This window comes from Vicinamibacterales bacterium (assembly GCA_041659285.1).
Lineage (GTDB): Bacteria > Acidobacteriota > Vicinamibacteria > Vicinamibacterales > UBA2999 > 12-FULL-67-14b.
The window spans coordinates 1-24,609 of the sequence record JBAZYO010000025.1 but is presented as its reverse complement, the minus strand read 5'-3'; the positions used below and the strand labels follow the sequence as shown (position 1 = coordinate 24,609).

The window sequence follows — 24,609 nt, the reverse complement described above, 5'->3', positions numbered from 1 at the left end:
TCAGTCGCGCCGCGAGGGGTGAAACAGCCCCATGGAGAAAGCCGTTGAGATGAGCTCATGGAGCGCACCGTAAGCGGTGCCGTTTTCTCCATGAGGCTGTTTCACCCCTCGCGGCGCGACTACCGGACGACGCCGCGGCGGGCGCGGACCCGGTAAGTGGGGTTCGACACCTTCACGCGGACGGTGTGGAGCTTGCCGTCGCCGCGCGCGGTGGGGGTGTAGCCGATCATGTACTGGTGGTTCAGCTCGTCAGCGATCCGCTCGGTGGCCGGGCCGAGATCCGCGGTGTTGCGGATGATCTCGGTGTAGCCGCCGCCCTGGCTGGTCAGCTCGTTGAGCGTGAACGGATTGATGCGCGTCGAGTTGCGGGCGTCGAGCGTGTCGATGCCGATGGCGTAGAGAAAGACGTCGCTGCGCACCAGCTTCTGCTTAAGAGCGGTGGGCGTGGTGTCGCTGGCGGTGTCGGCGCCGTCCGACACCAGCAGGATGGCGGCGCGCGGATGCAGTCGCGATTCGAACAGCGGCAGCGAGAGGTCGATGGCGTCGTAGAGCGCGGTGCCGCCGGACGGCCGGATCTCGTCCAGCTTCGCGCGCATCCGGCCGCGTTCAGTGGTCCACGGCGCCAGCATCTTGGTCTCGTGATTGAACCCGAGCAGCGCCGCCTCGTCGCCGGGCGCCAGCAGCGTGTCGAGGAAGGTTGCCAGCGCCGCGCGGGCGTCCACCATGCGCTGGCCGCGCATGCTGTCGCTGATGTCGAGGGTAAGGGAGAGGCTGACGGCGACGCGTTCCTTCGTGAACTGCGTGATCGGCTGAACGACGCTGTCTTCCTCGATCGTGAAGTCGCCCTGCGCGAGTGTCGTCACCAGCCGGCCTTCCGCGTCGCGCACGGTGACGGCGGTCGTCACCAGTTCCGATGCCGCCCGGAAATTCCGCTCGCGCAGATCGATCGGGCGCTGTGCGACGAACGGTAACAGGAGCAGGAGCGAGACGAGGGCTTTGCCCATCTACTTCACGAAGTTGTAGAGCGCGCTCCGCGTCCGCACGAACAGCGCGCCATCCGCCGGCACCGGCGTCGCAAACACTTCGTCGTCCAGCGTGTTGACCTGCAGCATCTCCCAGTCGCCCTTCGCCGTGACGACGGAGATGGTGCCGTCCTGGCTGGCGAGCCAGAGCTTGCCGTCGGCGCCAATCGGCGAGGCGAAGTACTTGTCGATGGCGCCCTTCAGCCGGCCCTGCTTCAGCACCTTGCCGGTGGCGGGATCGAACGACAGCAGGATGCCGCTGTCGTTCACCATGTAAAGCACGCCCTCGTAGAGCACGGTGGACGGCACCTGCGGCACGGGGCGCAGGTACTTCCACTTCACCGCGGTGGCGGTCATGTCGCCGGAACCGCCGAGCGTGATCGCCATCAGGCCGTTCTCGGCCGCCAGCATGGCGCGGAACACGTCCCAGTCTTTGGCGTCGAGCTTGCCGTCGCGGTTGCCGTCGAAGGCGTCGAAGCCGTAGTCGGGCCGCAACATGCGGTCCATGGTGCCGGTGCCGTGGATTTCGTCGCGGCCGACGAAGCCGTCCTTGTTGGCGTCGTAGGTCGTGAGTCCGGCGGCAAAATCCACCGTCGGCACCTGCGTGCCGGCCTGGTTCTGGCCGAAACCCCAGCCGTTGACGTAGAGCGTGTTGCCGTCAATGCTGGCCACCGACTTCATTTCGCAGGCGAGGCCGCGCACCCACCACACCTTGCTGCCGTCGGCGATCGAATACGCGGTCAGCTGGAACGACTCGGGGATCAGGATCTGCGCGCCGCCCGACTTCGGGCGGTAGATCGTCGGCGTCGAGTAACCGGAGATCACGTGCGGGCGCGACACCTTCCAGCGCTGCTTGCCGGTCTTGGCATCAACCGCGAGCAGGTAGGGATCGGTGTCCTGGTCCACCGGCAGGATGATCAGGCCGTCTTCGAGAATCGGCGAGGCGCCGAAGCCGTAGAACATGTTGAACGGCCCGAGCGGCAGGCGCCAGCGCTCCTGGCCATCGGCGGTGTAACTGATGAGGCCGAAGTCCTGGAAGAAGAAGTAGACGTTGTTGCCGTCGGTGACCGGGCTCGGTGACGCCGGCCCATTCAGGTTCTCGCGGCGGCCCGGTTGCAGGCGGGGGATTTCGCGCTGCCACAACTGCTTGCCGGTCTTGCGATCGAGCGCGAGCACGAACAGCTTGTAGGCGTCCTTCTCCGGCGAATGCGCGGTCAGGAAGATGTGCGTGTCGGTCAGCACCGGCGACGAATGCCCGGGAGGGAGCGGCGCCTTCCACTTCACGTTCTTGTCCGGGCCGAACTCCACCGGCAGGTTCTTCGCGGTCGAGACGCCCAGCCCGTTGGGGCCGCGGAAGCGCGTCCAGTTCTCCGCCTCCGCTTCGGCGGACAAGTCCGCGAATGCGAGCGACACGCCGAGCACAGTCGCGAGTCCGAGCACCAGCACGACGCGCTTGTTGAGCATTAGGCGATTCTAGCGAAAATCACCGGTCAGCGGGGCGATCGGCCGAGTCGCCCGCGCCTCAACAGGATTTCCCGGCGCGTCGTACAATCGCGACATCTTGCCGACAACTTGCGAGCTGCGTGTGCTCCTCGTGCACGGGACGCTCGATTCTCCAGGTGGAGGGAATGCCGTCGGCGCGTGGATCGCGCAAGCGCTCGCCGGCGCGGTGAGGCTCGAGGTCCTGACCGAACGCCCATGGTCGCCCGACGCGGTGGACGCGTTTTGGGGAACGTCGCTGGCGCGAACGCCCGCTCGACAGCACGTGGTTCCCATGCCCGGTTCGCTGCTGCTGCGCCTGCGGCGGCAGTTGAACATCGAACGCGCGGGGATGCGGTTCGACCGTCTGCGGCTGGCGCTCGTCCTCCGTGAAGCGCGACGGCTTGGACCCGGGGTCGATCTGTGCATCACGGCGGAGAACTTCGCCGCCTTCGATCGGCCCGGCATTCAGTACGTCCACTATCCGGCCACCCTCCGTCCGGAACCGGTGGCCGCCGCGCCCCTGATGCGGCGCTACTACGACGCGTGCGATGTGCTGTCCGGGCTGACGTGGGAAGGCGCCGCACGCAACCTGACCCTGACCAACTCCCAGTGGACCGCCCGCCGCCTGCGGGCGATGGGTGTCGAGTCGCGCGTGGTCTACCCACCCGTCTTCGATCCCGGGCCCGGCGCGCCCTGGCACGAGCGAGACGAGGCGGTCCTCTGTCTTGGGCGCTACCACCCGACCAAGCGGATGGAGGCGATCATGGAGATGGCGGCGCGCGTCCGCGACTCGCACCCGGGCCTCACGCTGCGATTCATCGGGTCGAGCGTGGATCCGCACTACACGAAGAAGATGCGGGCGCTGGCAGATGCGCGCGGCGGCTGGATCACGTTCCACGAAGACCTGTCCCGGTCCGCGCTCGTCACGATGCTGGGCCGTGCCCGCTACGGCATCCACGCGATGGCGGACGAACACTTCGGCATGGCGCCCGCGGAGATGACGCGCGCGGGCCTGCTGGTGTTCTGTCATCGCAGCGGCGGCCTCGTCGAGGTCGTGGATGGTGAAGAGCGCCTGCTCTGGGATGACGACGCCGATGCCGTGGCCCGCATGCAGGCCTTGATCGGGGCGCCCGCAGACGTCCAGGCCGGTCTTTCAGAGCGGCTCCGGGCATTTGCGGCGCGGTTCTCGGAAGAGCGCTTCTGCCGGGAACTGCGGGAGACCGTTCACGAGTTCGCCATCTCACGCATACTCTAAGGTCCGATGAACCTGGCTGAAGTCCTGGCTGCGGCCCTGGCCGCCTTCCTGGCCGCCGCGCCTGTCGCCGCGTATGTGCTGGACGCCCTGGGACTGCCCCTGTCCCCGGTCGTCGTGCTCATCCTGTCGGTGGCCGCCGCCGGCGCGGCCGTCTGGCACTTGCGGCGCACCGCGGTCCGTGGCGGCGCTGACTTCGCGGGGTGGGCGGCCGTGGTCGTGTCGGTCTTTGCCGGATTGCTGTCGTTGGCGTGGCCCACCCTGCTGCTGCCGGGCCGGGGACCGGACCTCACGCACCACTTGCTGCTGGTGGACTACATCGAACGCGCCGGTCATCTCGTGCGCGATCGGTCGCTCGACGGCGCGATGGGGGAGATGGCGCACTACACTCCGGGAGTCCACGTGCTGGCCGTGTTGGCGGGGGCCTGGACCGGGACCGACGGCTTCCGGGCGTTCTACCCGCTGCTGGCCGCCGCCACCGCGTTGTCGGCCGGCTTCGTCTATCTGATCGCGCGCCGGCTGTTGCTGCCGAACTCGTTTGCGATTGCCGCCGCCTTGTGCCTCCTGCTGCCGCGCGCCTACTTCGTCGGCGCGTTCACGCACGACTCGTTCCTGGCCCAGGCGATGGCCGCGTTCTTCTGCGTGGCGTCGTGGTGGGCGCTGATCGCCTGGGAGCGCCGGACCTACGCCATGGCGGCCGCCCTGTTCGGGCTGTTCGTCACGGCCGTGTTCCTGACCTGGCCGATGTGGATCGGGCCGCCGCTCCTCGTCTTCCTGGTGTTGTTGCTCCGGCGTCACACGACTGTCCGCTGGCGCGTGCAACACCTGCTGATCGTGACGATTCCGCTCGGCCTGATCGCCGCGCTCCATGTCACCGGCCGGTTCGGCTGGCTGTTGATCGCGCGGACCAGCGGCGCCGTCGTGCGGCCGTCGTTGGAGGTGCTGGGGTCGATGTTCCCGGCGCTGTCCCTGGTGGGAATCGTGCAGGCGATCCGGGCGCCACGGAGCTACCTCACGCTCGGCTTCCTCCTCGCCATCGTGCTGCAGGCCATCACCTTGTGGATTGCAGCGGAGAACGCCGGCGCCGAGACGCCGTACATGGCGCTCAAGATGATCTACCTCGCGATTTACCCGCTGGCCGTGCTGGTGGCGTTCGGCCTTCACGCGTCGATTCCGCGCGTGAGTCCGGCGGCGCCGGCGCTGGGGTGGGCGGCGGTGGCCATGCTGGTGATCACCGCGGGGCTGCCGGCGCTGACGGCGGCGACGACGGCGCCGGTGGTCAGCGCCGACCTGTATGCGGCCGGCCGCTGGATGCGCGCGAACGTCGGCGCATCGTGCGCCGACTACCTGGTGGCGGATGCCGACACCGCGTATTGGCTGCACCTGGCCGTGCTGGGCAACCCGCGCAGCTCGGCCCGCACCGCGGAGGTCGATCGCTACGACCCGAACGCGGAGGTCGGGCGCTGGGTGGCGGGGCAGGGGCGCGGCTACGCCGTCGCCGATTTGGGACGATTGCCGGACGAAGTGCGCGGCCGCGTGGCGGTTTTGGCCCAGTTTGGCAGCGCGGCCGTTATTCGCCGCCCCGGCGCCGGGGCCTGCGAGGCCCCCTGACGCCCGGGAATGGTAGAATGAAGGGTTGTGATTTCAGTCAATAACGTCTCCATGCGCTTCGGCTCGAAGGTGCTCTTCGACGAGGTGACCACCACCTTCCTGGCGGCCCGCCGCTATGGCCTCTCTGGCCCCAATGGCTCGGGCAAGTCCACCTTCATGAAGTTGCTGACCGGCGAGTCGCAGCCGCAGAAGGGCGACGTCGTCCGCCCCAAGAAGCTGGGCGTGCTGCGGCAGGACCAGTTTGCCTTCGACAAGCTGCGCGTGATCGACACGGTGATCATGGGCAACCGGCGCCTGTGGAGCGCGCTCGAAGAGCGCGACGTCCTCTACGCCAAGCCCGAGATGACCGAGGCCGACGGCATGCGCCTCGGCGAGCTCGAGGGCATTGTCGGCGAGGAAGACGGCTACGAGGCCGAGAGCAACGCCGCCATCCTGCTGCAGGGGCTCGACATTCCAGATGCGCTGCACACCCGGCTGATGGGTGAGCTGCAAGGCGGGCAGAAGGTCCGCGTGCTGCTGGCGCAGGCGCTGTTCGGCCACCCGCAGGCATTGCTGCTCGACGAACCGACCAACCACCTGGACCTCGACTCGATCCACTGGCTGCGCGACTTCCTGCTCCGCTACGACGGCACGCTGATCGTCATCTCGCACGACCGCCACTTCCTCAACGCGGTGTGCACGCACATTGCCGACATCGACTACCAGACCATCATCACCTACACCGGCGGCTACGACGACATGGTGATGGCGAAGACGCAGATTCGCTCGCGCCTCGAGGCGCAGAACGAGCAGCGCGACAAGAAGATCGCGCAGCTGCAGGACTTCATCCAGCGCTTCTCGGCCGGCACCCGCTCCAGCCAGGTGCAGTCGCGCCGCAAGGAAGTGGAGCGGCTGCAGACCACGGAGCTGGCGCGCTCGAACATCCAGCGCCCGTACATCAAGTTCACCATGAACCGGCCGTCGGGCCGCACCACGCTCGAGTTCGAGGGCGTCGCCAAGGCGCACGGCTCCCTGAAGGTGATCTCGGACTTCAGCGGCCTCATCAGCCGCGGCGAGAAGATCGTGCTGGTGGGCCGCAACGGCACCGGCAAGACGACGATGCTGAAGGCGCTGTTGTCGGACGCGCCCGGCTTCGCCTGCCCCGGCGACCTCGACGCGGGCAAGCTGCGCTGGGGCCACGAGGTGTCGATCGGCTACTTCCCGCAGGATCACACCGGCGAGATCCAGAAGGGCATGACCGCGGCGGCGTGGCTGCACCAGTTCGACCCGGACGCCTCGCGCCAGGACATCCACGGCCTGCTCGGGCAGATGCTGTTCACCGGCGAGGAAGGGCTGAAGCCCACCGAGGCGCTGTCGGGCGGCGAAACCGCGCGCCTGCTGTTCTGCCGCATCATGCTGCAGAAGCCGAACGTGCTGGTGCTGGACGAGCCGACCAACCACCTCGACCTCGAGGCGATCAACGCGCTGAACGTGGCGTTGCAGAAGTTCGAGGGCACCGTGCTGCTGGTGACGCACGACCAGGACCTGATGGAAGAAGTCGGCACCCGCGTATGGCACTTCGACCACGGCGTGATCAAGGACTTCAAGGGCGCGTACGAGGAGTACGCTAGCGCGAACAGCCTTTCCTGACGATCTCGATCCGGCGGTTCATCGCGCGGCCCAGGTCGCTGTCATTGGCAGCGAGGGGCCGCGTTTTTCCGTACCCCTTCGACGACAGCTTCGACGCCGGCACGCCGTGCGCGGCCAGCCACGCCGCCACCGTCCTGGCCCGCGCCTCCGACAGCAGCTGCCGCGCGGCCTCCTCGGCGGCGCCGACGTTGTCGATGTGGCCCTGCACCTCCACCGCCGGCGCCGATCGCGCCTTCAGGACATCCGCGAGCTTCTCGAGCGTCGCCGTGGCTTCGGGCCGCAGCGTCGCGCGATCGAGGTCGAAGTGGATGCTGTAGGACAGCACGCGGCATTCCTTCGCCAACGCCGTTGACCAGTCTTCCGCGCCGACATCGGCGACGTTCACCTGATACGGCCCGCCGGGCTCCTGCGTCATCCGCGCGTAGACGATGCGGCCCTGGGCCGAGTAGTGGGCGGCAACGTTCACCGTCTCCGGCTGGCCGCCTTCGCCAAGGCTTCGGCGGACAGGTCGGCGCCCAAGGATCGGAATCTCCTCTAGCTTCGTCACGTCGATCAGCATCCAGCCCGCGGCGAACAGCGCATCGCGGAACGCCGAGATGAAGGCGATGGCGGTGATGCTGCCGGGCCGGTCGTAGGTCTTCTGCACGTACGACATGCCGGCGAGCACGGCTTCATCTTCCGCGGTGGCCTGCTTCAGCTCGAGGGGGGCGTAGATGCGTTTGGTGGAGATCAGCCGCGCGCCTGGCAGGGCGGGGATGTAGGGGAAGTCCTGCGCGTCGGTGACCGTCTCGGGCGTGGACTGAGGTTGCGGGAATGGCGGCGGTTGCGCGCCCGTTGCTGCCACGAGGGCAGCGACGACCGCCAGTAATGTCAACGTCGGCCGAGGCGCCATATCCGATGGTAGCCTCGAAGTGCCGCGCCTGTCAGGCCGCCGTCAAGAAGGCAGCCGCAGATGACGCAGATTACGCAGATGCGAGTTCGCTGGCGCCGGGCTTCGCCCGGCGCTGGGTCCGATGATGGACCGCGAGAAATGAGTCGTCCAGCCATTCCCACGACTCATTTCGTCGCGGTTCCTCATCGGACCAGCGGCGCGTAGCGCCGCCAGCGAACCGCAGTCTTGCGTGACCGCAACGCGCCGTCGCTAGTCTAGAACATCTGCGTAATCTGCGTCATCTGCGGCTTTGATGTTCTCATCGACGTTCGAATCTGAGTTCCCACACGCGCTCCTGCTTCACGCTCAGCGCATTGACCTTGCCGGCGGCGTCGCGCCGGAACGTGATGGTCCCGATCGATCCGCGAAACACATCTGGCTCCACCGCGGTCATCTTGATCGTCGTGTCAGGCCGGCGCTTGAGCACCAGCGCGCCGTCTTCAACCGCGGCGGTCAGTATCACCTCGGCCTCGTCGCTCCAATAGCTGCCGCTGAACGCCGCGAGCTGGGCGGCTGTCGGGGGAGTGGCCATGGTGCGGGCAGGTGTGGTGGCCGCCGGAGCTGCGGCCGGATTGAGGCGGCCAGCCAGATACAAGTCAGACACCAGGTTGGCCGATCGCGTCGCATCACCGGTGCTGACGTTGCAGAGCACGGCCACCGAGGTGTGGGCGTCGGGAAAGCGGTTCAGGTGGGCGCGATAGCCGGCCGTCGAACCGCTGTGGTAGACGTTCTTCACGCCCCGGTAGTCGTTCACGTACAAGCCAAGCCCATAATCCAAGGCGCGGCCGTCGTTGAAGCGGCCAGCCGTTGATTGCGTGATGACCAGCCCGCGGTCACCCACCGTCGGCGTCACGTAGTTCTCATTCCACTTCAGCAAATCCCCCACCGTCGTGAGCAGCCCGCCATTGCCGTGCACGTTCTCGAATGGCATCTCGATGTGAAAGCCGTCGGCGCCGCCCGAGTATGCAATCGCGCGGCCCTTGACGATGCGCGTGTGGTCGTCGCGCCAGGAGGTGCGGGTCATGCCCAGCGGCGCGAACATGCGCGTCTTGGAGAACTCGGCGAACGGCACGCCGCTGACGCGCGAGACGATGATGGCGGCGAGGTTGAAGCCGGTGTTGCTGTAGGACCACTGCGTGCCCGGCGGAAAGTTCAGGGCCTTCTGGCGACTGACGATGTCGAGCACGTGGCCGTGGGTATACGCCCGCGTCGTCCGCGGCCACCCGGCGATGCCTTCCACGCTGCCCCAGTCGCGCAGGCCGCTGGTGTGGCTCAGCAGGTGGCGGATGGTGAGCGGCACGCCGTAGTCGGGCAGTTCGGGAATGTGCTGGCGCACCGGATCGTCCAGTGAGAGCTTGCCGTCCTTGACGAGGAGCAGCACGGCCATCGCCGTGAACTGTTTGGCCACCGAGCCGGATTCGAAGATGGTGTCGGCGGTATTCGGCACGTCGTGTTCAAGGTCCGCCATGCCATATGCCTTGGTGAGCACCGGCTTGCCGGCCACGGCCACGCCGACCGCGCACCCAGGCGTGCTGGTGGTCCACTTGGCGAACACCTGGTCCACGGCAGCCTCCGGTGGCTGGGCGGCGCTGCCGCGGACGGTCACGGCGTGGGTCGCGATGGCCAGTGCCAAGGCTGCGCAGATGGAGGTTGCCAATCGTTGCGTCATGAGTGGTGATCCTATGTCAGATAGTCCCGGCCACAGATTAAACAGCCACAGACTAAACAGCCACAGATTAGAGATTAGACGCAGACGCGAGTTCGCAGTGCGCCGCCAGCGAACTGGAGCTTTCCCGGGCCGCGGCCGCGCCCATGGATTGAAGAATCGGTGTTCAATCGGTGTTCAATCTGTGGCTGTATTCTTCCGCGGCCCATATAATCCAGCCCGATGATTGCCAGCCTGCTGGCCGCGCTGCTCGCCCTGGGGCTCGCGCAGAGCCCGCGTGAGGTCATGGCCCGCGCCGTTGACGACTTCCGCGCCGGGCGCATCGAGCAGTCGGTGGCCGGGTTCGATCGGCTGGCCGCCCTCGTTCCCGACCAAGCCCCCAAGCTGTGGCAGCGCGGCATTGCGCAGTACTATGCCGGCCGCTTTCGCGACTGCCGGGACATGTTCATCTCGCACCGCACGGTGAATCCGGCCGACGTGGAGAACGCGGCGTGGCATTTCCTGTGCGTGGCGCGGGCGGAATCGCCCGAGGCGGCGCGCCAGCAGATCCTGCCGGTCGGGCCGGATGCGCGCGTGCCCATGCGCGAGGTCTACCAGATGTTCCTGGGCCGCGCGACGCCGGCGCAGGTGCTGGCCGCGGCCGGTTCGGATCCGTCGGCGCAGTTCTTCGGCCGGCTCTACGTCGGGCTATATCTCGAAGCGACCGGCGATCGGGTCAACAGCCGAATACAGGTTGAGATGGCTGCCAACGACCGATACGCGCAGGTTGGTGGCTACATGCACGATGTCGCGCGCGTGCATATCATGCTGTCACGCAGATGACACAGAACAGACACCAGGGCCGCAGACTTGTCCGCCGAAGCGCGGAGCGCGGAGGCGGATGACGCAGATGACGCAGAGTTCAAGGACTTCAATCGGCATCGTGATGCTGGTCGCGCTGGGCGCCATCGGCGGGGCCGCGCAGCAGAACCGTTTCGATACGGTGACGCCGTCGGCGCCCGAGCTGGCGCCCTATGGCGCGCACACCATCGGCGTGCGGACCATCCAGGTGACCGACCGGAACCGGCCCGACATTCTCAACACCAAGGACGGCGGCCCGGTTGCGCGTTACGACCGCACGCTGACGCTCGAGGTCTGGTATCCGGCGGCGCTGGCGGCCGGCCAGCAACCCGGCGGCGAATACCGCGTGATCACCCGCGACCCCGCCATTACCGCGACCGTCCACGGCAAGGCGGTCCGCGACGCGGCGCCGCGGATCGCGGGCGGCGCATTTCCGCTGGTCGTGATTTCGCACGGCTATCCCGGCAATCGCTACCTGATGAGCCACGTCGGCGAGAACCTGGCCAGCAAGGGCTTCGTCACGGTCTCGATCGATCACAAAGACAGCACCTACGACGATCAAAAGGCGTTCGGCAGCACGCTCTACAACCGCTCGTTCGATCAGGTGTTCGTGCTGAACGAGATCGATCGGCTGGGCAAGGCGGGCTCCGGCAGCTTTCTGGCCGGTCTCGTCGATGCCAGCCGCACCGGCATCATCGGTTACTCGATGGGCGGCTACGGCGTGGTCAACGTCATCGGCGGCGGCTACAGCGATGGCAGTGTCGCCGGCGCCCAGGCGCCGCCCAACAAGCTGCTGGCGGATCGCGCCGCCTCCAACCCCGCCTACCAGAAGACGCGCGACGCGCGGATCAAGGCGGCGATTGCGATCGGGCCGTGGGGCATGCAGGGCGGCTACTGGGACGTCGAGGGCCTGAAGGGCATTCGCACGCCGGTGCTGTTCGTCGCCGGGAGTGCGGATGACGTGTCGGGATACGAGAAGGGGACGCGGGCGATCTACCAGGGCGCGGTGAACGCCGACCGCTATCTGCTGACGTTCGTCAACGCCAACCACAACGCCGCGGCGCCAATGGCGGCGCCGGTCGAGACTTACCGCACGACCGGGACACCGCCCTCGTCGGCGTTCTCACATTATGCCGACGCCGTGTGGGACACCGCGCGGATGAACAACATCTTTCACCACTTCGCGACCGCGTACTTCGGCCTCTACCTGAAAAGCGAGCAGGACAAGCAGGCGTATTTCGAGGTGGTGCCGAACGGCAAGGACGGTGTCTACGCGATGGATCGCGACGGCAAGCCCCTGCCGACGCACACCTACTGGAAGGGCTTCAAGCGCGCGACGGCGGTGGGGCTCATCCTCGAGCACGCGAAGCCGTAGGGAAGGTGCCTGAGGTGCCTAACGGTGCCTAAGGGTGGCTTCCCGGTGGCGATCGACCCAGTATGCCCACGCCACGAACAGCCACGAGGCGTGGCCGGCGCCCGCGACCGCCGCCGCGCTGGGCGGCGGTGGGCCGAAGATCGCGGCGAAGTAGACAGCTGACAGGAACGCGATCAACGCCCACAGGCCGATCGAGCCGATGCGGTCGCGCGCGCGGGTGACCATCAAGTACACCGCCGCGCCGGTGGCAAACATCGCCAGTTCAATCGACAGCGCCGCCATCGGCGCATTCCACAGCCCGAGGCCGACGCGGCGGGCTCCGGTCAGCGTAATCGGCAGGTCGGGCCGATGGGTCGCGAAGTCGAGGGCGAAGTGGCTGAACACCAGTGTCGCCACCGCCGCGATGGCGTTGGGCCGCCAGCCCTTGATCGCTCGATAGGCCAGCGCGAACAGCGCTGACCACACCACCAGCATCACCAGGCTGTGCGAGTAAGGGTAACTGACGAAATTGAGCGGCGTCATCGCCGTGTTGCCGGGATCGACCTCGACGCGCTCGATGCCGAGCACGACCAGCGTGGGCCAGAGCAGGTCCGCGAACTGGCAGGCAAGGAACAGCGTGCCGAGCGACACCGCCGGTGCGTAGCGTTTGGCGCCGAACGCGAGCGCGTAGTGGCCAATGAACACAGGTGGAGCCTATCAAACCAGGGCCGCAGACGACCGACCAGGGCCACAGATGACGCAGATTACCCCAGAAGCCCGGTCAGGCGATCCACGACCGCGTGTGCCATCCGTTCCGCTGATCCGGGCACGATGCTGAAGTACAGCTCCGGTTCGATCAGCTCCAGTTCCATCAACAGCGGCCCGCGGGCGCTTTCGACCACATCGACCCGCGCGTAGAGGCACGACGCCGGCACGTGGGCCATCACCGCAACGCCAAGGGCGAGGACATCGCGCGACGGCGTGATTGCTTCCACCGCACCGCCAAAATCCTTCTGGACGCGGAAGTCGCCGTCCTTCCCCCGTTTCGCTACGGCGTGGCTGAAGCTCCCGCCTGCATAGACCATCGAGATCTCACCGCGGCTCTGGATCTCCGGCACGAATTCCTGGACCAGCGCGCCCGATGCCCGCGCCGGCGCCAGGTCGTCCTCTGACGGCAGGGAGTCATGGGAGATCAGGAACGTCCCGTGTGCCGTCGCGGCGATTCGCGGCTTGAGCACTGCCTGCTTCCAGCCCTCTTCCCGCAACACCGCCGCCAGCGCGGCCGCGTCGGGCTGCTCGATCCACCGGCTCGCCGGAATGGCGACGCCGGCCGCGGCGAGGCCTTGCAGGTAAATCTTGTCGATGTTGCCGCGGGCCACATCGGCGGGATTCAGGATCATCCGTCCTGAGTCGCCAATCGCCTCCAGCCACGCCGCGAACATCGTCGGCATGCGGTGGTAGTCCCAGGTGGACCGCAGAATCACCGGTTCGGCGCCAAGGCTCGTGGCCGGATCGATCTCGGTCCACGGTTCGGGCTCAACCGGGTAGCCGAGCGCCGTCAGGGCGTCGGCCAGCAGTTGGTCGTCAGCCGTGATGAACGGCTGCTGGGCGCACGTGGCGAAGACGACAGTCACCTGTGAAGTTTACAGCCGGAACAGCCTGTTGAACTTCACGACGAACGCCCGGTTGCGGAGCGAGACGACGTTGGGTCGCGGCTCGGTGTCGAAGTCGTCGGTGTAGACCACGAACAGCTCGCTGCCGGGCCGGTACTCCCACCGGAAGCGGACGTTGCTGCCGACCGAGGTGCCCGCCGAGTTGAACTGGACGATGCCGCTCACGAACATCCGCGGCGTGATGGTATAGGTCGCGCGGGTCCGCACGACCTTGGCGGTGAAGGAGCCCTGGACCAGATCCACCCAGTTGATCGACAGGCTCGGCTCGAGCGACATCTGCGGCGTGACCTGCATGCGCGCGCCGTTCAGCGAAATGGTGTGGCGGTCGCCGTTATAGAACGGGCCCGTCTCGTAGACGATCTCGCCCGAGACCTTGCGCTGCTGGCCGGCGACGTAGCCGATGCGCGTGGTGTGAAAGGTGTAGCTGCCGACCGGCAGCGTCACTCCCGGCGAGATGGCGAACGGGCGGACCAGCCGCTCGAGGCTGTCGGTGTAGGTGAAGCTGGCGACATCGCTGTTGGTGAACTCGGTGTCGAACTTGCCGACCGCCTCGCGCGTGTCCAGGCGATCCTGGTTGTTGGTCGTGTAGTTCAGGCTCGCCTGCGTCGTCATGCGGCGGACGTTCCGCAGCCGGCGGGGACGGGGGCTGAAGCGGAGCAGGCCGTAGTTGCGGCGGATGTCGGTGCGGCGCACGAACCCGATTTCCGGGAGGAAGTTCGGCTCCACCACCAGGCGTTCCGCCTGAACGCCGAACTTGTCGGCGTTGTAGTCGAAGAAGCCGCGGTAGCTGAGGTTGTTGCCCTCGCGCCCCTCGGTCCTGGTGCCGGCGAGGTAGGCGTCGAAGCGGAGGTTCTGGCGAAACGACAGCGCCGCGTCGAGGCCGTAGCCATCGTTGGAGCCGGCGCGCCCCGGCGTGGCGCTGCGGTGCGTGAACATGCCGCCGATGCTGCTGCGGCGCAGGATGTCGCGCTTGGCGCGGAGCACCGTGAAGTTGGCGGACTCGACACGGGCCTTCTCGTCGTCGCCGGTCTGGACGTTGATGGCGCCGAAGGTGAACTGGCCGGCCTTGCCGCTGACCCGGCCGCCGACGCGCAGCGGGATCACCCGCGACTGATCCAGGCCGATGCGGCGGCTGAAGAACAGGTAGGGCGTGTCGCCGGTGCCCGCCGCCAGGCCGGCGCTGGCCCGCCCGGCAAACGCGAACGTGCCGAGGCCTTCGAGAAAGAAATCGCGCTTCTCCGGGAAGAACAGGTTGAAGCGCGTCAGGTTCACCTGCTGCTCGTCCACCTCCACCTGCGAGAAGTCGGTGTTCACGGTGAGGTCGGCGGTGATGTTCTGGGTGATGCCGTACTTCATGTCGCCGCCGACGCGGAGGTTGGCGTCGTTCGACACGGCCGGCGACACGGTGTTGTCGGTGGCAATGCCGGTGAGCGTGAACGGCTTGAACTCCAGGTTGCGGCTGCCCGACGGCACCTGCAGCCCTTCGAGCGTGCCGGCCGACGACACCTTGAGGATGCCGCGGAACGTGGTCAGCGCGCGCGGCACCTGCGCCAGGTACGACCACTCGTTCTTCCAGCGAACGACGCGGCGGAGGTTGATGCCCCAGGCCTGATCGGCGCCGGGCTGGTAGCGCAGCGACTTGAAGGGAATGGCCATCTCGATGGTCCAGCCGCCGTCGAACTCACCGGTCCGCACGTCCCACACGGTGTTCCAGTCGGTGTTGGGCGGGCCTTCGTCGGTGATCTGGCTGTCGGAGAGGCCGCCGATGGCGTTGGCGTAGAAGATGTAGCCGTTGCGCCGGTCGTGGAAGGTGTCGAACAGCACCGCGAAGGTGTCGTTCTGCCGCAACTGGCTGGTGTCGCGCCGCATCTCGTTCGCGACGCGGCGCCCGGGTGCGCTTTCCCAGTTGCGCGCCGAGACGTAGACGTGGTCGTCGTCGAAGAAGATCCACGCCTCGGTCTTTTCGGTGGCGGGCTTGAACTCGTCCGGTTCCTGCTGCACGAAGTTGGTGATGGCCGGCGTGCTCGCGTAGACGCCTTCATCCAGCTTGCCGTCCACGCGCATCGGATCGGTGACGCGATGGGCGCGGACGGTGGGGGGAGGGGCCTGGGCGAGCGCCGGAGCCGGCACGGCGAGGAGGACGGCGACGACGATGCGACGGAGCATGGCGGGAATGCTACCGGTAGTCACTTGCAATTTGCAAGTGACTCGGCATCGGCGTTACACTGCCGGCCAATGCCCCAGCGCTCCCGCTGTCCGGTGGCGTGCACCCTCGATGTCCTGGGCGACAAGTGGTCGCTGCTGGTGGTCCGCGACGTCATGCGCGGCAAGAAGCGCTACGCCGAGTTCCTCGCGTCGCCGGAAGGCATCCCCACCAACATCCTGGCCGAGCGGCTGAGGCGGCTGGCGGCCGCCGGCATCATCAAGGCGCATCGCTACAGCCAGCATCCCCCGCGCGTCGAATACCAGCTGACCGCGAAGGGCGAGGACCTGCGTCCGGTGATGCGGGCGATGGTCGAGTGGGGCGTGCGCCACGCCGGCGGCCGCACCCCGCCGCCGATGCCCGCCAGGATCCCCTAGGTTGGGCCCAAGTCCCACCGTCGGTTATACTTACAAGACGTGACGCAGATGTACTTTCAGAAGGGTTTCGGCCTGAAATCCGAGGTCGGACCCGTTCTCGCGCGTACCTATCGCAGCCCGGTCATCGATCGGCTCAAGGCGCTCGGGTACCAGGCGCTGGCCGGAGGTCTGCGGATCGAACTCGCCCGCGAGTTCGGGTTTTGTTACGGCGTCGATCGCGCCGTGGATTATGCCTACCAGACGCGCCGGCAATTTCCCGACCGCCGCGTGTTCCTGTCGGGCGAGATCATCCACAACCCGGATGTGAACCAGCGAATTCGCGGCATGGGGATCGAGATTCTCGAAGACTCGCTCGACCCGGCGGCGCGGTTCCGCGAGGTGTCGGCCGCCGACGTGGTGATCCTGCCGGCGTTCGGGGTGAGCGTGCCCGAGCTCAATCACCTCAAGGCGAAGAACTGCGTGCTGGTGGACACCACCTGCGGCAGCGTGCTCAACGTTTGGAAGAAGGTCCACTTCTACGCCCGCGACGGCTACACCGTGATCATTCACGGCAAGCACCACCACGAAGAGACGCGCGCCACCGCGTCGCAGGCCCTCACGCATCCGGGCGGCCAGTATCTGTGCGTGCGCGACGTGGCCGAGACCGAGCGGCTTTGCGAATACATCCTGGGGCGTCGCACCGCGGCCGAGTTGATGGCGGAGTTCGGCGATGCCGCCAGCCCCGGCTTCGATCCCGCGCGCGACTTGCGGCGCATGGGCCTCGCCAACCAGACCACGATGTTGATGACCGAGACGCTGAAGGTGCAAGAGGTCCTGCGCCGTGCCATCGTCGAGCGCGAGGGCGCCACCGACATCGAAGGCTGCTTCCGCGCCTTCGACACCATTTGCTCCGCCACGCAGGAGCGCCAGGACGCCGTGCTCGACATGTTGCGGGACGGCGGACTGGACCTGATGATCGTGATTGGCGGCTACAACAGCAGCAACACCCAGGCGCTGGCGCGCATGTGCGCGCCGCGGGTGACCACGTTTTATATCGACAATCCAACTTGCATCGAGGAAACTTCCATCCGCCACCGGCTGGTCGGCGCGGCTGTTGAGAGCCGCACCGACGGCTGGCTGCCCGCGGGTCCCAGGACGATCGGGATCACGGCGGGCGCGTCGACCCCGGACAGCGTGGTCGGCGAGGTGCTGGAACGCATCCTTGCGCTACGGGGATGCACGGCAGCCGACCTGACGGCCTCGAGTGGGGCCGCCGCCGGCGTGCAGACTAGCTGATGAGCACACACCCGACCGAACTCACGTTGACCCTGGCGCCGCAGCGGCGCTTCGAGGCCATCGACGTCAATTCCCGCATCAACCAGGAGGCGGGGGACCTGCTGCGCCGCCACCGGCGCGCGTTCTACACCTCGTTCCATACCACCGCGGGCTATCTTGATCAGAGCCTGTCGGTGCGCCTGCACCATCGCCACGACCTGCTGTCGCAGTTCTTCAGCGCCTTTCACGCGCTGTTTCCGCAGGGCGGCGAGTACCGGCACGACCAGATGGAGCTCCGCTCCGAGCTGACCGAGGAACAGAAGGTGGTCGAGCCGCGCAACGGCGACTCGCACCTGACCTTCATCGGCGCCGGCATGCGCAACTGCGTGACCTACCGCACGCGGCCCCACTCACCGGTCTACTTCATCGAGCTCGACGGCAAGTGCGAGGCTTCGATGCGCCAGCGCAAGACCACGGTCGTGGCCTACGACCACGAGAACGTGGTCGCCCGCACGACCATCAGCATCCCGGTGTCGAAACACCCGATTGACTCGGTCAACCTGGCCGACCCGAGGCTGGGCGTGCTCGAGCGCATCAACGAGCTGGTGGCCCAGGTCGGCATCGACCGCGCCCGCGTTGACCTGGTGATCGACCCGTCGGAGCGCAACGTCGGCATCACAGTGAACGAGTACGAGACACTGCTGATGCAGCACGACCTGGTCGATGTGCTGCGCGACCCGTTCCGTTTTGCCCGGGCCAAGGCCAGCCACATGGTGGCGGATCCGTTCTCGATTCCCGGCAAGACCCTCAACTACGCCAAGTACGACGCGGTCCGCGTGCTGAATTCACTGATGGAAGCGCTGCGGCTCGATGCCGGATCGTTCGAACGCCTGATGGCGAAGGTGATGTCGCTGCCGGCGCGCCGCTTCGTGCGCTCGCGGCGGGTCAGCTTCCTGGCCGGCACCGACCCCGACACGGGGCGGCCGCGGGTGCTGCGGGGCACCTACCAGAGTCCGATCCTCGTCCAGTGGCAGCCGGCTGAAAAGCAGGAACGCCACATCGACGTCGTCGTCACGCAGTTTTCTTAGTCCGCCTAAAGGCGGACACCACATCATGTGGCGTCCGGCTTTAGCCGGACCTTCCCGCCGATCTACTTCAGCCCCACCACCACCGCGAAGCACGTCTTGCGGAACGCAACCTCGACGCGGAACCCCGCCGCCGTCATCAGGTCCACCTCGCGATCCAGCGTGAAGTAGACGTCCTCCTTCGCCCACGCGCGCAGGTAGCCTTCCGACCTGGCGCGCGAGTAGCGCTCCTGCAGGTGCGCCAGCCAGGCCGCGCGATCGCGGTGCTGCAACCCCTTGGCCGAGGCCAGGCAGCAGTCCGCGCTCACCAGCATCCCGCCGGGTCTGAGGGCCTGGAAGCATTGCCGGTACATCGCCGCCTTCCGCCGCCCGGTTCGAATGTGATGGAGCGCGAACGAGGCCGAGATCACGTCGCAACGGGGAATGGCGGTCCGCTCGAAATTGCCGGCGATCGTTTCGATGCGCCCGCGCAGCCGCTTCCCGGCCATCGCCAGCATGCCGGCGTCTTCGTCGATGCCGATCAACCGGGCCTTCGGGCGGGCCTTCAGAATCTGCTGCGCCAGCGCGCCGGAGCCGGTGCCCAGATCGACCACGACGGGCGCGGTGCCAGCCAGGGCGCCAACCGCGTCGCCGGCGGCCGCGATCAGCTCCTCGTAGTGGGGAATCAACGTGCGGATGACCGCGTCGTATTCGTCGAGCTTGATGCCGAGGTGTGCGGCTGCGCCCATCACACTCCTAATGCGCCGGCGCGCTGTTGCTGCCAGGCGTTGATGTCATCCACGCTCACGGCATCGCCATGATGCAGCGTCCAGTTGAGGGCGGCGATCACGTCGTCCGCGTCCTCCATGCCCACCGCGAGCCGGATCAGGCGATCGAACCCGTTGCGCTGCAATTGTTCAACCTTGGTGAAGTACTCCGACACCGTGCGGTGATGGTTGACCTTGGTGGCCAACCCGTCGAACGAGAGAGCATACCGGACGATCACGCAGGTCGCCAACACGTCGGCCAGGTGCCTGGTGCGGTCCTCGTCGGCGTCTGTCACCCTGAACGACAGCAGCGATCCCGGCCGCGTGTAATGCCTGGCGATGGCCGCCGCGTCCACGTGCGCCGGCAGCGACGGATGAAAGACCTCGCTGACTTTCGGATGAGCGGCGAGGAACGCCGCGACCTTCGACGCCGAGGCCGAGCGCCGCGCGTGCGCCGCCTCGGCGCCGTCGAACGCCGACAGGATGGCAGTGGCCCGCCGCCAGTCGAGAATGCCGCCGCGCATCGCCATCAGGTCCATCACGCCGTTGGCGAACTGCGAGTCGTTGGTGGCGAGGTAGCCCCACATGTCGCGATCGTTGCCGCCCAGCGACTTGGTGCCGCTGGCCAGGACGATGTCGACGCCGTTGTGGAGGGGCGGCACCTTGAACGCCCACGGCGAGGCGATGGTGGTGTCGAGGACCAGCCGGATGCCGGGCGCCCGCTCTTTCGCCGCCGCCATCACCGCGCGGAGCAGGTCGAAGTCCTGGGCGCGTACCAACGGGTTGGTGAACGTCTCGGCAAACACAAAGCGGGTGGCCGGCGTGATGGCCGCCGCCAGCGCCGCGGCGTCCCCATCGTCAACGACGGTGATCGACCCGCCGGTGCGGGCGGCCAGCCATTCCAGGTAGCTGCGCGTCTTGTTGTAGACCTGCCGCATGAGCACGGCGTGGCCGCCTGGTTCCATGAGCACGTCGAAGGCGAGCGCCGTCGCCTGCATGCCCGAATCGCAGACCAGCGCGCTGGTGGCGTGCTCCATCGCCTTCAGCTTGGTAATCAGCGCCGTCGTCGCCGTGGTCCCGTAGCGGGCGTAGAGGTGGGGCAGCTCCGACCAGCAGCCTTCGCTGGCGAACAGGAACGCGGCCTTGCCTTCCTGCCACTCCACGACCTGCGCCGAGCCGAGCAGGTCCAGTTGCACGGTCGGCTCGTCCGGATGGAGATATGGAATGCCCGTGCGCCGCGCGTGCGCATCGATCGCGTCATGGATCGATCGAGTCGCCTCGCCCATCCTGTCGAGAGGCGGACGCTGCGACGGACATGAACCGGGGTCGAGCCAATCAGCGATCGCCGTCAATCCATCACCCCGAGGCAAAGGCGCTGCTCGACGCGAGCCAGGCGATCCACGGCCGCGGTGACGGCGGCAATCTGGGTGTCGGAACTGGCGGAAATCATGAAGGCAATGTGCACGCGATCCGCTTCACCGCGGGTCGCGCGATTCTGCACCGACAGCCCGTGCCGGCGGACCAGGCCCTCGAACTTGCGCTCGAGCCCCGGATGCGGCTGGCCGGTGATCCGCAGATAGTGACGCCGCGGCGCCGGCAACACCGCCGAGCCGTCACGCGCCACCGCGAGCGTGCGGGGCACCGGCCAGCGGACCGAGTTGTCTTGCGCGAGGTCGATCAAGTCGCCGAGGATGGCCGTGGCCGTGGGCAGGGCGCCGGCGCCCTTGCCGAACAGGCTGAGGTCGCCCGACGACACGCAGCGCAGGTAGACCGCGTTGTATTCCTCTTCGACCGACGCCAGCAGGTGCCAGGTGGGGAGCAGCAGGGGCTCCACCGCCATGTCGAGCGCGCCGTTGATGCGCACGGCGCGCGCGATTTGCCGGATGCGGAAGCCCATCGACTCGGCGAGGTCGCAGTCGGCCGGATCGATGTCGCGGATGCCGCGGACCAGGAACCCGTCGGGACGCACCCACGCGCCGAAGGCGCGGTAGGCGAGGATCGACAGCTTCGCCGCCGCGTCCTTGCCGTCGAGGTCGTCATCCGGCTGCGCCTCGGCAAACCCGAGCCGCTGCGCTTCCGCGACCGCCTCGGCCAGCGTGAGGTCGCCCTGCTCGAGCCGCGTCATCACGAAGTTGCAGGTCGCGTTGACGATGCCCCACAGGCTGTCCACTTCGTCGGCGCGATGACTGAGGTGCCGCACGATGGGAATGGCCGCCGCCGCGGCGGCTTCGCAGTAGAGCGGCGTCTCGGTGCGCTGCGCCAGCACGCCCAGCTCCGCGAGCTTCGACGCGAGCAGCGCCTTGTTGGCGGTGACCACGGGCTTGCCGGTGGCCAGCGCGGCGCGGAGGATCGGCTCCACGGCCATGCCTCCAGCCACCTCCACCACGACGTCCACTTCCGGATCGCTCACCAGTTCGAGCGGCCGATCGCTGATCGGGATGCCGGCCGCGCGCGGGCCACGGTCCTTGGTGACGTCGCGGACCGCGATCCGCGACACCCGGAACTTGACGCCGTAACGTTCGGCGACTGCCTCCCTCTGGCGCTCGATCATCTCGAGCACGCCGAGGCCGACGGTGCCGCAACCGACCAGGCCGATGCGGATCTCGCGGACCGGCTCGACGCCGACGCCCTCGAACCGTGGGCGCGCCGCCTGCCGCAACTCGCCGCCAAACGCTTGCGCCCCGCGCAAGACATCGGCGAGCTTGTCCTGGTCCGCCAGGAAGGCGTCGTGGCCGAACACTGACTCCAGTTTCCACAGCGATGAGTCGGCGCCCGCCGCCTGCAGCGCCCGATGCAGCTCCACCTGCAAGGCCCACGGAAACAGCATGTCGCCGGGCACGCCGACGACGATGGTTTCCGCGCTCACCTGCTGGATGGCCTCGCGCACGGCCTGCGGATCCGAAAGCCAGCCGCGGTCGATGGCTTCGCTCAGCATCAGGAAGGTCTTGACCGGAAAGCGCTCCGCGAACCGCTGGCCGTGATGGTCCAGGTACTCCGCGACCGGCGGCCGATCGAGGCCGGGCAGCAGCTTGCCGAAGCGGGTGTCCAGCTCGTCGCGGCCGCGATAGGTGAGCATGCCGAGCTGCCGCGCGCGGCTCATGCCGGTGGCGACGTCGCCGTTGCGCAGCCCGTCGCGCACGAGCTCGCGCTGCAGGTGGCGGGTCGCGGTGCCCCAGCCATCCGGGCGCAGGCCACCGGAAATCGCAATCAGCTTCGCGCAGCGTTCCGCATGACGGGCAGCGAACGCGACGCCGACCATGCCGCCAAGGCTGGCGCCCACCCAGGTCACGGGCGTGGAACAGCCGCAGCCGTCCAGCCACGCCGCCACCAGGTCAGCCAGGCCGGCGATCGAGAGGGATTCCATCGCGCCCGGGTCGTCGAAGCCCTTCCACGTGGAGCCGTTGCCGGGCCACGACGGGCAGAGCACCGTGTGCTTCGCGGGATCGATCAGGTCGGGCGCGCAGAGCGACGGCCACCACGCCGCGCGCGCATCGTCGCTTTCGGATTGCCCATCCCCGAAGGGAAACGGCGACGCGGTGATGCCCCCGACGATGACCACGACCGGGGCGGTGCCGAGCTCGGGGCCGTAGACCCAGCCGCCCAGCTGCACGTCCTCGAGGGCGCGGCCTTCAATGGTGATGGAAAGGTGCTCGATGACCAGCCGGCGCGGACGCAGGTCGGTGGCCGCCAGGGTTGCCATCGCGGCATTGTGCCTCGAAAACGAGTTTGATACAAACGCATCCACATACGTGGATGTATATCAACAGTCCGAGCGGGATTCGGCTACCGGCCCGTCGGCCGAGGGATGATTGGGGTCAGGCCCTTATTCGAAGAAGGTGGCGGCGGTTTCGTGGAACCCGGGCAACAGGGGCGACACCAGGCGGCGGTGGCCCCGGAACCGGCGCCGGCGCACCCGCTCACCGTCGAGAGCCATCACCGTCACCACGGCTTCTTGCGGATCAATCAGCCAGTACTCCCGGACCCCGTACTGCCGGTACCACCGCAGCTTGAGCGTGCGATCGCGGCGGCGCGTGCCGGGCGATTCAACTTCGACCACCAGATCCGGCGCGCCCCATACCTGGTTGCGGAGGATGCCGGCCCGTTCGTGGGAGACAAAGACCACGTCTGGCTGCAGCACGAGCGCTCTCGCTTCGTCGAGCACGACGTCGATCGGCGAGACGCACACCAGCCCTGCGCGCCGCTCGCGCACGTGCTGATCCAGGAGGACGACCGCGCGCGTGACGATGCCCTGGTGCTGCAACCACGGAGATGGTTCCTGCACTACTGCGCCCCACACCAGCTCCTGCCGCGTGAGGTCCTCGATGCCCGCCAGGTATTCGTTCACCGACTGCCGCAATCCAGGAATCATCACCATGGGTCCCTCTCGACGACGATGCCATCGTCGAGAGCCGGGGGTCAAGAGCCTAGTCCAGCAGGTCCCGGATGAGCGACACGATCAGGTCGCTGCGCGTGTCGATGATGATGAGATCGCGGCCCACGAAATACCGCGTGTAGTAGACCGGAATGCCGGGCAGCCGGCTGTTCCACGCCGCGGGAACCGGGACCAGGTGGGCGCGCAGCCCTGGAGGCAGGGTGCCCTTTTCGCGCAACTGCTTGCTCAATCCTGGAGGGAGCGCTTCCCGCTTGGCCAGGCCGGGAGGGAGGTTCCCGCGAGTGACGTACTCGCGCACCACCCGCCGATGCCCATCCATGTCGATGGTCACGACGATGTTCGCGTCGTTATCGCGCCCTTTGTTGTCTTTCTGGGCCTTAGCGGGCTTCTTGTTGCCCTGCTCGTCAGGGGCAGCCACGACAGTGGGTGCGGCGAAGCCGCCCAGCACCGACACGATCGCCGCCACCGCGCACGCGGCCTTCCACGGCCGCACCCGGGTCACTGGGCTCCCGCTGTGCCCGCGGGCTTGCCGGACGACACCGCCATCATGATCCCGATGCCCACGGCGACAATGGCGCCAATTCCTATCCAGATCGGCGCGATGCTGCCGAGCACACCCGACTGCCACAGCCCCAGGCTGAGGCCGACAATCAGGATGAAGTAACCGACGAGGTACATATTGATGAATCGCATGATTCCTCCATCAGGGGAGCTATGCGAGACGCGTGCCAGCGCTATACTTGCCGGCCGTCACATTGTTCGGCCCGCGTAATCCTCGGACGCGCACGGCGCCGGGACCCGACCCGGCCTAGAATCGTCCGGTCGGTAACTTTGGAGGTGGTATGAAGCGAATTCCGGTAATGACCCTGCTGGCGGCGTGTCTCCTGGTATCCAGCGCCGCGATGGCGCAGGCCCCGCGTCCCCCCGCGACCTACGAGTCCACGATCGTGAACTCGTGGAAGAACGTGCACAACAAGATCCTGACGATGGCGAAAGACACGCAGTTCCCCGACGACAAGCTCGGATGGAAGCCGCATCCCGACTCACGCAGCGTGCTGGACGAACTGCGCCACGTGACGATTGGCCTGGAG

The 24,609-nt window shown here is 67.4% G+C and carries 22 protein-coding genes; 9 read left to right on the top strand and 13 right to left on the bottom strand.

Annotated features, from left to right (window positions below; genetic code table 11):
• Window positions 1-119 precede the first annotated feature (119 nt).
• Complete coding sequence (locus WC815_23610; protein MFA5911778.1) at window positions 120-1,004, bottom strand: VWA domain-containing protein; 885 nt, start codon at window positions 1,002-1,004, stop codon at window positions 120-122.
• The gene (locus WC815_23605; protein MFA5911777.1) at window positions 1,005-2,486 is read right to left on the bottom strand and encodes a PQQ-binding-like beta-propeller repeat protein; all 1,482 of its coding nucleotides are present in this window, start codon (window positions 2,484-2,486) and stop codon (window positions 1,005-1,007) included.
• Window positions 2,487-2,583: 97 nt separating this feature from the next.
• Here WC815_23605 and WC815_23600 point away from each other — a divergent pair, with 97 nt between their 5' ends.
• Genes WC815_23600 through WC815_23590 form a run of 3 tightly spaced genes read left to right on the top strand, consistent with a single transcriptional unit; the run spans window position 2,584 to window position 6,996 of the window.
• Window positions 2,584-3,759: a glycosyltransferase gene (locus tag WC815_23600; GenBank protein ID MFA5911776.1), complete on the top strand. Its 1,176-nt coding sequence runs from the start codon at window positions 2,584-2,586 to the stop codon at window positions 3,757-3,759.
• 6 nt (window positions 3,760-3,765) lie between these two features.
• Window positions 3,766-5,367 carry a hypothetical protein gene (locus tag WC815_23595; GenBank protein MFA5911775.1) on the top strand — a complete coding sequence of 534 codons (1,602 nt, stop codon included), beginning with the start codon at window positions 3,766-3,768 and terminating at the stop codon, window positions 5,365-5,367.
• Window positions 5,368-5,394: 27 nt separating this feature from the next.
• Window positions 5,395-6,996: an ATP-binding cassette domain-containing protein gene (locus tag WC815_23590; GenBank protein ID MFA5911774.1), complete on the top strand. Its 1,602-nt coding sequence runs from the start codon at window positions 5,395-5,397 to the stop codon at window positions 6,994-6,996.
• Here the strand turns inward: WC815_23590 and WC815_23585 are convergent.
• Both WC815_23585 and WC815_23580 read right to left on the bottom strand, forming a co-directional pair.
• Window positions 6,974-7,888, bottom strand: coding sequence for an OmpA family protein (locus WC815_23585; protein ID MFA5911773.1), 915 nt, complete (start codon window positions 7,886-7,888; stop codon window positions 6,974-6,976). The two genes, WC815_23590 and WC815_23585, sit on opposite strands and share 23 nt — an antisense overlap.
• Window positions 7,889-8,186: 298 nt before the next feature.
• On the bottom strand, window positions 8,187-9,596 hold the full coding sequence (locus WC815_23580) for a serine hydrolase domain-containing protein (GenBank protein ID MFA5911772.1): 1,410 nt from the start codon (window positions 9,594-9,596) through the stop codon (window positions 8,187-8,189).
• Between the two features lie 219 nt (window positions 9,597-9,815).
• Between WC815_23580 and WC815_23575 the strand changes: the two genes are divergently transcribed.
• Both WC815_23575 and WC815_23570 read left to right on the top strand, forming a co-directional pair.
• Entirely contained in the window at window positions 9,816-10,415 is a 600-nt protein-coding gene (locus WC815_23575; GenBank protein ID MFA5911771.1) for a hypothetical protein, read from the top strand.
• A gap of 67 nt (window positions 10,416-10,482) precedes the next feature.
• Window positions 10,483-11,808 carry a hypothetical protein gene (locus tag WC815_23570; protein ID MFA5911770.1) on the top strand — a complete coding sequence of 442 codons (1,326 nt, stop codon included), beginning with the start codon at window positions 10,483-10,485 and terminating at the stop codon, window positions 11,806-11,808.
• A gap of 18 nt (window positions 11,809-11,826) precedes the next feature.
• On the opposite strand, the gene WC815_23565 is transcribed toward WC815_23570, so the two are convergent.
• Genes WC815_23565 through WC815_23555 form a run of 3 tightly spaced genes read right to left on the bottom strand, consistent with a single transcriptional unit; the run spans window position 11,827 to window position 15,626 of the window.
• Window positions 11,827-12,492, bottom strand: coding sequence for a hypothetical protein (locus WC815_23565; GenBank protein MFA5911769.1), 666 nt, complete (start codon window positions 12,490-12,492; stop codon window positions 11,827-11,829).
• Between the two features lie 59 nt (window positions 12,493-12,551).
• Window positions 12,552-13,421 carry a hypothetical protein gene (locus WC815_23560; GenBank protein ID MFA5911768.1) on the bottom strand — a complete coding sequence of 290 codons (870 nt, stop codon included), beginning with the start codon at window positions 13,419-13,421 and terminating at the stop codon, window positions 12,552-12,554.
• 9 nt (window positions 13,422-13,430) lie between these two features.
• On the bottom strand, window positions 13,431-15,626 hold the full coding sequence (locus tag WC815_23555) for a DUF5916 domain-containing protein (GenBank protein MFA5911767.1): 2,196 nt from the start codon (window positions 15,624-15,626) through the stop codon (window positions 13,431-13,433).
• 69 nt (window positions 15,627-15,695) lie between these two features.
• Between WC815_23555 and WC815_23550 the strand changes: the two genes are divergently transcribed.
• The 3 genes from WC815_23550 to WC815_23540 are packed head-to-tail and all read left to right on the top strand — an operon-like array spanning window position 15,696 to window position 18,382.
• Window positions 15,696-16,040 (top strand): helix-turn-helix domain-containing protein, encoded by a 345-nt coding sequence (locus WC815_23550; protein MFA5911766.1) that lies wholly within the window; start codon window positions 15,696-15,698, stop codon window positions 16,038-16,040.
• 48 nt (window positions 16,041-16,088) lie between these two features.
• Complete coding sequence (locus tag WC815_23545) at window positions 16,089-17,315, top strand: 4-hydroxy-3-methylbut-2-enyl diphosphate reductase (protein ID MFA5911765.1); 1,227 nt, start codon at window positions 16,089-16,091, stop codon at window positions 17,313-17,315.
• Complete coding sequence (locus tag WC815_23540; GenBank protein MFA5911764.1) at window positions 17,315-18,382, top strand: hypothetical protein; 1,068 nt, start codon at window positions 17,315-17,317, stop codon at window positions 18,380-18,382. The genes WC815_23545 and WC815_23540 overlap by 1 nt, the downstream gene beginning before the upstream one ends.
• 62 nt (window positions 18,383-18,444) lie before the next feature.
• Here the strand turns inward: WC815_23540 and WC815_23535 are convergent, their stop codons facing one another.
• The 6 genes from WC815_23535 to WC815_23510 form a co-directional block, all read right to left on the bottom strand.
• Window positions 18,445-19,107 (bottom strand): methyltransferase domain-containing protein, encoded by a 663-nt coding sequence (locus WC815_23535; protein MFA5911763.1) that lies wholly within the window; start codon window positions 19,105-19,107, stop codon window positions 18,445-18,447.
• Window positions 19,107-20,411 carry a PLP-dependent transferase gene (locus WC815_23530; protein MFA5911762.1) on the bottom strand — a complete coding sequence of 435 codons (1,305 nt, stop codon included), beginning with the start codon at window positions 20,409-20,411 and terminating at the stop codon, window positions 19,107-19,109. The genes WC815_23535 and WC815_23530 overlap by 1 nt, the downstream gene beginning before the upstream one ends.
• 62 nt (window positions 20,412-20,473) lie before the next feature.
• Entirely contained in the window at window positions 20,474-22,825 is a 2,352-nt protein-coding gene (locus WC815_23525; GenBank protein MFA5911761.1) for a homoserine dehydrogenase, read from the bottom strand.
• A gap of 123 nt (window positions 22,826-22,948) precedes the next feature.
• Window positions 22,949-23,500 carry a Uma2 family endonuclease gene (locus tag WC815_23520; protein MFA5911760.1) on the bottom strand — a complete coding sequence of 184 codons (552 nt, stop codon included), beginning with the start codon at window positions 23,498-23,500 and terminating at the stop codon, window positions 22,949-22,951.
• Between the two features lie 49 nt (window positions 23,501-23,549).
• Window positions 23,550-24,020 (bottom strand): hypothetical protein, encoded by a 471-nt coding sequence (locus WC815_23515; protein ID MFA5911759.1) that lies wholly within the window; start codon window positions 24,018-24,020, stop codon window positions 23,550-23,552.
• Entirely contained in the window at window positions 24,017-24,211 is a 195-nt protein-coding gene (locus tag WC815_23510; GenBank protein ID MFA5911758.1) for a hypothetical protein, read from the bottom strand. The genes WC815_23515 and WC815_23510 overlap by 4 nt, the downstream gene beginning before the upstream one ends.
• A gap of 149 nt (window positions 24,212-24,360) precedes the next feature.
• Between WC815_23510 and WC815_23505 the strand changes: the two genes are divergently transcribed.
• On the top strand, window positions 24,361-24,609 hold a 249-nt coding region (locus WC815_23505; protein MFA5911757.1), incomplete at its 3' end, for a hypothetical protein.

Coding starts and splice junctions, on each gene's coding strand:
- WC815_23610 (MFA5911778.1), bottom strand. CDS start 1,004: ATGGGCAAAGCCCTCGTCTCGCTCCTGCTCCTGTTACCGTTCGTCGCA.
- WC815_23605 (MFA5911777.1), bottom strand. CDS start 2,486: ATGCTCAACAAGCGCGTCGTGCTGGTGCTCGGACTCGCGACTGTGCTC.
- WC815_23595 (MFA5911775.1), top strand. CDS start 3,766: ATGAACCTGGCTGAAGTCCTGGCTGCGGCCCTGGCCGCCTTCCTGGCC.
- WC815_23585 (MFA5911773.1), bottom strand. CDS start 7,888: ATGGCGCCTCGGCCGACGTTGACATTACTGGCGGTCGTCGCTGCCCTC.
- WC815_23580 (MFA5911772.1), bottom strand. CDS start 9,596: ATGACGCAACGATTGGCAACCTCCATCTGCGCAGCCTTGGCACTGGCC.
- WC815_23575 (MFA5911771.1), top strand. CDS start 9,816: ATGATTGCCAGCCTGCTGGCCGCGCTGCTCGCCCTGGGGCTCGCGCAG.
- WC815_23570 (MFA5911770.1), top strand. CDS start 10,483: ATGACGCAGAGTTCAAGGACTTCAATCGGCATCGTGATGCTGGTCGCG.
- WC815_23555 (MFA5911767.1), bottom strand. CDS start 15,626: ATGCTCCGTCGCATCGTCGTCGCCGTCCTCCTCGCCGTGCCGGCTCCG.
- WC815_23550 (MFA5911766.1), top strand. CDS start 15,696: ATGCCCCAGCGCTCCCGCTGTCCGGTGGCGTGCACCCTCGATGTCCTG.
- WC815_23545 (MFA5911765.1), top strand. CDS start 16,089: ATGTACTTTCAGAAGGGTTTCGGCCTGAAATCCGAGGTCGGACCCGTT.
- WC815_23540 (MFA5911764.1), top strand. CDS start 17,315: ATGAGCACACACCCGACCGAACTCACGTTGACCCTGGCGCCGCAGCGG.
- WC815_23535 (MFA5911763.1), bottom strand. CDS start 19,107: ATGGGCGCAGCCGCACACCTCGGCATCAAGCTCGACGAATACGACGCG.
- WC815_23530 (MFA5911762.1), bottom strand. CDS start 20,411: ATGGGCGAGGCGACTCGATCGATCCATGACGCGATCGATGCGCACGCG.
- WC815_23525 (MFA5911761.1), bottom strand. CDS start 22,825: ATGGCAACCCTGGCGGCCACCGACCTGCGTCCGCGCCGGCTGGTCATC.
- WC815_23520 (MFA5911760.1), bottom strand. CDS start 23,500: ATGGTGATGATTCCTGGATTGCGGCAGTCGGTGAACGAATACCTGGCG.
- WC815_23510 (MFA5911758.1), bottom strand. CDS start 24,211: ATGCGATTCATCAATATGTACCTCGTCGGTTACTTCATCCTGATTGTC.